This is a genomic window from Mesorhizobium sp. M7A.F.Ca.US.014.04.1.1, assembly GCF_003998745.1.
GTDB lineage: Bacteria > Pseudomonadota > Alphaproteobacteria > Rhizobiales > Rhizobiaceae > Mesorhizobium > Mesorhizobium ciceri.
The window spans coordinates 6,270-13,177 of record NZ_RZRW01000103.1 but is presented as its reverse complement, the minus strand read 5'-3'; the positions used below and the strand labels follow the sequence as shown (position 1 = coordinate 13,177).

Genomic DNA, 6,908 nt, shown 5'->3' with positions numbered 1-6,908 from the left:
CGTGGCCAGACAGCGCGGAGCCTAGACAAACCGCACCGAGACGCGGCCAAACCTGCCTAGATCGCCGATGACTTCGTCGCCTGCCTCGACGCTTATCGGTGTCACGCAGGTGCCGGTAATCACCACCTGTCCCGGCTGAAGCGCTATGCCCAGGCCCGACAGTTCATTGACGATCCAGGTAAGCGCGATGCGAGGATCGCCCAATACGGCTGCTCCCGATCCGCTATGTTGCGACCTTCCGGAAACGGACGCGATCACGGGGTGCTTTGCAAGATCCACGTCGTGCCAGTCGTCTTCCGCCGCCTCGCCGATGACAAACAGATTGGCGCAGGCATTGTCCGCAATGAGCTGCGGCGCCCCGACGGCGCAGAAATCGTCATACCGTGAGTCCGGGATTTCGATCGCCGGGTGCAAGCTCGCCACGGCTTCCATCGCCTCGGCGATTTCATAGGGTGCCGCACGAGGCGGCAGCTCGCGGCCGAAACGGAAAGCGAACTCGATCTCGGCCACGCGCATCTTGCTCGTCGCCAGGGAAACGGTCCCGCCGATCTCCACCGCTTTCTCGGCCAGGAGACGTCCGGCCATGGGGCCGTCGACGTTGATGTGCCTTTGTCCCGCCAGACTGGTCGCGGCAATCTTCCAGCCGAAAAGCGGAGCCGCCGAGCGATCCATGACATGCGACTGGACAGCGTAACCTTCGAGCCGTGTTTGTGGGCGCAACGCCTCGGGTATGGCGTCGAGACGGGTGCCCTTGTCCCAGTGGCCTACCAACAACCGCGACGCAGCCCTGGTCTTTTCTGCATCGAGCATCATCAGCTTCCGAAATTGCTTCCTGGATCAAAAACGGCAAGGAAACATTGCGTCATGCGACGCTGTATGGAGCGAGAATATGTGACCAGGAATCGAGAGTCCATGTTCACGGCGTGGTGCCCGCGACGGTGGTCTTGGCAAAGCCGCCCTTTCGAGATCATCGGCATCCATCATTCCGATGACGAATCGCCATCGCCTCTGCGCGTCGAATGGCTATATCTGTCAGAACACGCAGAACGCGGACAGCTTCCGAAAAGCAACAGTCGGCAGCGCAGGAACCGGAGGAAAAGACGATGACCGCGCCAGGCGATTTGCAGCAGGCAGTGTTTCTCAGGCTGAGAAGCGACGCATCGCTGTCGGCCTTGTTGGGCGGCGCCGGACTGCTCGAACGGCCAACCGACAACGCCGCTTTTCCGTACGTGACCTGCGGCCATACCTCCGCTTTCGACTGGGATACGGGCATCGAGAACACTGACGATCAGTTGATTACGCTGCATGTCTGGTCGAAAGCCCATGGTGATGCCGAAACGCTAGCCATCATGGCCGCCATCCAGGTGCGCCTTGCCGACGCAGCATTGGTGATCGGCCCTCGCGGCCAGACACGACTGTCGCTGGAATTTGCCGAAGCCCGCCATGACGAGGATCTGCTCGTGCATCACGGGCTGCTGCGTTTTCGCGCGATGACGCAGGAAAATGCCTGATGCGCTTTCAATATGGTCAAAACGGAGTCTAGACTGGACTTTCGCGGGATTTCGCCTGTTCGAGGCGGTGAAATCCCAGGTTGACTGTCTCGCGTTGCAGGGGTGTGGCGAGGATGTTTTCAGCGGCGTTCACCGTTCATTTCACGTTCAGCACCGATGCGTTACAACGCCGGTCATGAAAACGCTTCGCTCCCACTTCCGAACCGCGACACTGGCGCTTTGTGCTGCCGGGCTGTTTGCGTCGCAGGCGATGGCGATGCCGGTCATCGCGCCGCCCGACCTTGCCAGTCCGATCGTACTGGCGGCCTCCGATTGCTACGCCATCGGCCAACAGGTGGCTGAGCAGAATGGCGGAACGCTGGCCAAGGCCTCGCAATCGACGCGCGGCGGTCAGCCTGTCTGTGTCATCGTCGTGCTCGTTCCGGGCAAGGACGGACAACGTCCGCGCCGTTCCGAGATCGTCGTTCCGCTGAACTGATCCAATCAATCTTAGGCTACGTTTCCCAGGCCGCCGGAATCGGCCTATATCTGCCCCAGTTTTCAATCCTACAAAGCTCTTCCATCCGACAAAGCTCTTCAACAGGTATCGAACTCCGCATGCGTGTACTGGTCGTCGAAGATGACAAGGATCTCAATCGGCAGATATCGGATGCGCTGGTCGATGCCGGCTATGTCGTCGACCGCGCCTTCGACGGCGAGGAAGGCCATTTCCTCGGCGACACCGAGCCCTATGACGCGGTCGTGCTCGATATCGGCCTGCCGCAGATGGACGGCATCAGCGTGGTCGAGCGCTGGCGACGCGGCGGCCGCAAGATGCCGGTGCTGATCCTGACGGCGCGCGACCGCTGGAGCGACAAGGTTTCCGGCATCGATGCCGGCGCCGACGACTACGTCACCAAGCCGTTCCACATCGAGGAGGTGCTGGCGAGGCTACGGGCTCTGATCCGGCGCGCTGCCGGCCATGCCTCGTCCGAGCTGACCTGCGGACCGCTGCGCCTCGACACCAAGGCCTCCAAGGCCGATGTCGGCGGCGTGCCGCTGAAGCTGACGTCGCACGAATTCCGCCTGCTTGCCTATCTGATGCACCATATGGGCGAGGTCGTCTCGCGGACCGAACTGGTCGAGCATCTCTACGATCAGGATTTCGACCGCGATTCCAACACCATCGAGGTGTTTGTCGGGCGGCTGCGCAAGAAGATGGGCATCGACATGATCGAAACCGTGCGCGGCATGGGCTACCGCATGCGTGAGCCGGAGGCGTAACTCGGAACCGCTCAAACCAACCGCAAGGACGCCGCTTTCGCTGCGTTTGTGGCCGCGTTCGCTGACGTTCCGCGTCATCGCCTTTTCCACGGTCTGGGCGATCGTGACGCTCGTTGTCATCTTCACCTTGATCACCACCCTATACCGCCAAGCCAGCGAGCGCGGCTTCGACAGCCTGCTTTCGGCGCATCTGTTCAACCTGATCGGTTCGATCGGCATCTCCGACAGCGGTGCGCTGACCGGCGCGCCAGATCTCGGCGACCTCCGGTTCTCGGAGCCGAATTCGGGCTGGTACTGGTCGGTTGAGCCCGCTTCGGAAGGCGTGCATGGCGATCTCCATTCGTCGTCGATGACCACGACGATCCCGTCACCGAGCGTTGCCGAGGTGCCGTTCAACGCGAGCTTCCAGCGCAGCTACGCAGCCGAAGGCATCGACGGCGAGCAACTCGAAGTGTTCGAGAGCGAATTCGTCCTCGACGCCAAGAACCGCGCCGCGCGTTTCCGCGTCATGGGCAACCAGAGCGAACTCGAACAGGAAATCGCCACCTTTCAGCGCCGCCTGCTGACCTATCTCAGCCTGTTCGGCGTCGGCATGATCGCCATCAACGCGATCGCAATCCTGCTCGGCCTGCAGCCGCTGCGCCGGGTCAGGAACGCGCTCGCCATGGTGCGCGAAGGCACCGCCCAGAGGCTCGACGGCCGCTTCCCGGCCGAGATCGAACCGCTTGCCAACGAAACCAATGCGCTGATCGAAAACAACAGGCGCATCGTCGAGCGGTCGCGAACACAGGTCGGCAATCTCGCCCATTCGCTGAAGACGCCGCTGGCGGTACTGCTCAACGAGGGCCGCGCGCTCGGCGGCGCCAAGGGGCAGTTGATCGCCGAACAGGCGGCTTCCATGCAGAAGCAGGTCGAACACTATCTCCAGCGCGCCCGCGTCGCGGCACAACGCGACAGCGTCGTCTACCGCACGCCGGTGACGCCGCTGGTGCAGCGCATGGTGCGGGTTCTGCGGAAGCTCAATCCGCAGACAAATCTGTCGCTGTCGCTGCCGGCGGGCGAGATCGTCTTCGCCGGCGAGCGCGAGGACCTTGAGGAACTGCTGGGCAATCTCCTTGAAAACGCGATGAAATGGGCAAAGAGCGCGGTGCAGGTCTCGATCGTGCCCTTGACCGGCAAGGACGACCCGGCCGGCCTGTTCGAGATCGGCATAGAGGATGACGGTCCGGGCATTCCCGAGGACAAGGCTCGCGAGGCGCTGAAGCGCGGACGGCGTCTGGACGAGACAAAGCCCGGAACAGGTCTGGGCCTGGCCATTGTCGCAGACCTCGTCAACGAGTATGGAGGCGTTCTGGCGCTCGAACGGTCCGGTATGGGCGGATTGAAGGCGGTGGTGCGATTGCGGAGCCTTCAGTGATGTTCACCAGAGCCGATCGACATAGAGGGGCGGGAGATGTTGTTGGCGGCATGTCCATTGGTCCCGCAGCGGCCAGCGGCCAAATTTCCGACAAATATCAATATTATGGCCACGCCGACTTCTCGATGACGCGGCCCCCGGCGCATCCATGGCAGGCTCCAACTCAAGAAAACCGGTTGTTGGCATGAAGATTCGCGTCGCGCTTGTTTCCGCATTGCTGGCTGTTTCCGGCTGCACCACCTTGAGCGGCAAGGGTCCAACCGTGGCAGCGACACCGGCCTCGACACCTCCTTCCAGCGGCAAGGTGACCACGACGATCATTTCGGCGATGGGCGGCGGCCTCATCAGCGGGGCGATCGGCAACGGCCTCAGCGAGACCGAGAAGCGCAGCGCGCTCGAGGCTGAGTACAAAGCGCTGGAATACACGACCAGCGGCCAGAAGGTGACGTGGAAAGGCGCCCAGGCTTCGCGCTACGGCGAGGTGGTTCCGGCCCAGCCCTACCGCGTCGGTTCGCAGGACTGCCGCCAGTACACGCAGACGGTGTTTTCCGGCGGCGCCGGAGTCACGGCGCGCGGAACCGCTTGCCGCAACGCCGATGGCAGCTGGACGCCGCTGACCTGACGACCGTCTGCCGATGATTGGCGGCTGGCGTCGTCAAAGCGTCGCAGCATGCATCTGTTGGCACGGCAGAGCTCTGCCGTTATTGGAAGAACCATGCTGTTCTGGGTCATAGCCGCCATTCTCACGCTGGGTGCAAGCCTGGCGGTGCTGTTGCCGCTGGCCGCCAGCGCGAAGGGCGCGTCGTCGAGCGGCGAACATGATCTCGAAGTCTATCGCGACCAACTGTCCGAGCTTGACCGCGACGCCGCGCGTGGCTTGATCCAGCCGGCCGAAGCGGCCGAAGCCCGCGCCGAGATCGCTCGCCGCATCCTTCGCCTTGACAATGCGGGTACCGCCGGTGGCGCAAACGCGGGCCGAGCGCCGGCCACCGCAAGGCTGGTGGCAACCGTAGCCGTGCTGGCGGTGCCGCTGGTCAGTTGGGGGCTCTATGTCAAGCTTGGCTCTCCCGACCTGCCGTCACAACCGCTCAGCGAGCGGTTGGCCAAGAATCCCGCCGACAGTTCGGTCGACGAACTGGTGGCGCGGGCCGAAGCCCATCTGGCCGCCAATCCCACCGATGGCAGGGGCTGGGACGTGCTTGCCCCGGTCTATCTGCGCATGCAGCGCTTTTCCGACGCGGCGGATGCCTATCGCAACGCCATTCGGCTTGATGGCGACAGCGCCGTTCGCCAGGCCGGTCTCGGAGAGGCGATCGCCGGCGCGGCAGGCGGCATTGTCTCGGCCGATGCCCAGGATGCTTTCGAGGCAGCCCTGAAGCTCGATCCGGCCAATGCGAAGGCCAGTTTCTACCTGGCCATGGCGTTGGCGCAGGAGGGTCGCGCCAAGGAAGCGACCACGGCATGGCAGGCGATGCTGGGCAGATTGCCGCCGGACTCGCCATGGCGCGGTGCCGTCGAGCAGGCGCTGGCCAAGTCCGGCAACCCCGAAGTGGCTTCTGGCGACGCCGCCAACGGCCCCGATGCCGGCGATATCGACGCCGCATCCTCGATGTCGCCGCAGGATCGGGAAGCCATGATCAACACCATGGTTGCCGGCCTTGACGACAAACTGCGGCAAAATCCGCACGACCCGGAAGGATGGATGCGGCTCGTTCGTTCCTATGTCGTGCTTGGCAAGGCCGATCAGGCGCGTGAGGCGCTCGGTCGCGCCATTGCCGTCTTTGGGGCCGACAGTGACCAGGCGAAGAAGTTCACCGCCTTTGCCGCTTCGCTTGGGCTTGCGGCGACGGAGTAGAACAAGACATGACGCGCAAGCAGAAACGATTGTCGGTGATCGCGGGCGGCCTGGTCTTCCTGGGTGCCGCGACCGGGCTGACTTTCTACGCGCTTGGCCAGAAGGCCTCCTATTTCTACATGCCGGCCGATCTCACCACGGCAAGCGTCCAGCCTGGCCAGCGCATCCGGTTGGGTGGATTGGTCGAAAAAGGCACGATCCAGCGCGGGCAGGGGGCCACGGTCGGCTTTTCGGTCACCGACACGCACAAATCGGTCAAGGTCACCTATACCGGCATCCTGCCCGACCTTTTCCGCGAAGAGCAGGGCGTCATCACCGAGGGTAGTTTCGGCCCGGACGGGGTTTTTGTTGCCGATAGCGTGCTGGCCAAGCATGATGAGCGCTATATGCCCAAGGAGGTTGCGGACGGCCTCAAGGCCAAGGGCGTGTGGCAGGAGAGCAAGAGTGAATAGCTCCGGCAGGAGAGCGACAGTGGATCACGGGCATGGTTGAAACCGGACATTTCGCCCTCGTCCTGGCGTTTGCGCTTTCGCTGGTGCAGACGCTCGTGCCGCTGTTTGGCGCACGCCTGAACAACCAGCGCCTGATGGCCGTCGGGGGTCCGGTCGCGGTGACCGGCTTCGCCTTGACGGCGCTGTCTTTCGCAGCGCTGGCGAGTGCCTATGCGAGCTCCGATTTCTCGGTGGCAAGCGTGTGGGAAAACTCGCATTCCTTGCAGCCGTTGATCTACAAGATCACCGGAACCTGGGGCAATCATGAAGGCTCGATGCTGCTTTGGGTGTTGATCCTGACCTTCTTCGGCGCACTCGTCGCCGCTTTCGGCTCCAACCTGACGGCTACGCTGCGCGCCAATGTGCTTGCG

At 63.1% G+C, this 6,908-nt stretch carries 8 protein-coding genes and 1 pseudogene; 8 read left to right on the top strand and 1 reads right to left on the bottom strand.

The features are described from left to right. Positions 1-21: 21 nt before the first annotated feature. Positions 22-810: a fumarylacetoacetate (FAA) hydrolase gene (locus EOA22_RS09860; protein ID WP_013532642.1), complete on the bottom strand. Its 789-nt coding sequence runs from the start codon at positions 808-810 to the stop codon at positions 22-24. Positions 811-1,103: 293 nt separating this feature from the next. On the opposite strand from EOA22_RS09860, the gene EOA22_RS09855 reads away from it, so the two are divergent. From EOA22_RS09855 to EOA22_RS38740, 8 genes and pseudogenes are all read left to right on the top strand, one after another. Continuing rightward, the gene (locus EOA22_RS09855) at positions 1,104-1,511 is read left to right on the top strand and encodes a DUF3168 domain-containing protein (RefSeq protein WP_013532641.1); all 408 of its coding nucleotides are present in this window, start codon (positions 1,104-1,106) and stop codon (positions 1,509-1,511) included. A 175-nt stretch (positions 1,512-1,686) separates the two neighbouring features. Beyond that, positions 1,687-1,989 (top strand): hypothetical protein, encoded by a 303-nt coding sequence (locus EOA22_RS09850; protein WP_013532640.1) that lies wholly within the window; start codon positions 1,687-1,689, stop codon positions 1,987-1,989. A 119-nt stretch (positions 1,990-2,108) separates the two neighbouring features. Beyond that, on the top strand, positions 2,109-2,774 hold the full coding sequence (locus EOA22_RS09845; protein WP_013532639.1) for a response regulator transcription factor: 666 nt from the start codon (positions 2,109-2,111) through the stop codon (positions 2,772-2,774). A gap of 40 nt (positions 2,775-2,814) precedes the next feature. Continuing rightward, on the top strand, positions 2,815-4,191 hold the full coding sequence (locus EOA22_RS09840) for an ATP-binding protein (RefSeq protein WP_281040759.1): 1,377 nt from the start codon (positions 2,815-2,817) through the stop codon (positions 4,189-4,191). A 184-nt stretch (positions 4,192-4,375) separates the two neighbouring features. Then, positions 4,376-4,813 (top strand): hypothetical protein, encoded by a 438-nt coding sequence (locus tag EOA22_RS09835; RefSeq protein ID WP_013532637.1) that lies wholly within the window; start codon positions 4,376-4,378, stop codon positions 4,811-4,813. 93 nt (positions 4,814-4,906) lie between these two features. Continuing rightward, complete coding sequence (ccmI, locus tag EOA22_RS09830) at positions 4,907-6,046, top strand: c-type cytochrome biogenesis protein CcmI (RefSeq protein ID WP_013532636.1); 1,140 nt, start codon at positions 4,907-4,909, stop codon at positions 6,044-6,046. A gap of 8 nt (positions 6,047-6,054) precedes the next feature. Next, on the top strand, positions 6,055-6,498 hold the full coding sequence (ccmE, locus tag EOA22_RS09825; protein WP_013532635.1) for a cytochrome c maturation protein CcmE: 444 nt from the start codon (positions 6,055-6,057) through the stop codon (positions 6,496-6,498). 32 nt (positions 6,499-6,530) lie between these two features. After that, positions 6,531-6,908: pseudogene (locus tag EOA22_RS38740) on the top strand (heme lyase NrfEFG subunit NrfE); the annotation flags it as partial.

Bases quoted from the DNA above. Each gene is read 5' to 3' on its own strand.
- EOA22_RS09860 (WP_013532642.1), bottom strand. From the start codon at position 810: ATGCTCGATGCAGAAAAGACCAGGGCTGCGTCGCGGTTGTTGGTAGGC.
- EOA22_RS09855 (WP_013532641.1), top strand. From the start codon at position 1,104: ATGACCGCGCCAGGCGATTTGCAGCAGGCAGTGTTTCTCAGGCTGAGA.
- EOA22_RS09850 (WP_013532640.1), top strand. From the start codon at position 1,687: ATGAAAACGCTTCGCTCCCACTTCCGAACCGCGACACTGGCGCTTTGT.
- EOA22_RS09845 (WP_013532639.1), top strand. From the start codon at position 2,109: ATGCGTGTACTGGTCGTCGAAGATGACAAGGATCTCAATCGGCAGATA.
- EOA22_RS09835 (WP_013532637.1), top strand. From the start codon at position 4,376: ATGAAGATTCGCGTCGCGCTTGTTTCCGCATTGCTGGCTGTTTCCGGC.
- ccmI (WP_013532636.1), top strand. From the start codon at position 4,907: ATGCTGTTCTGGGTCATAGCCGCCATTCTCACGCTGGGTGCAAGCCTG.
- ccmE (WP_013532635.1), top strand. From the start codon at position 6,055: ATGACGCGCAAGCAGAAACGATTGTCGGTGATCGCGGGCGGCCTGGTC.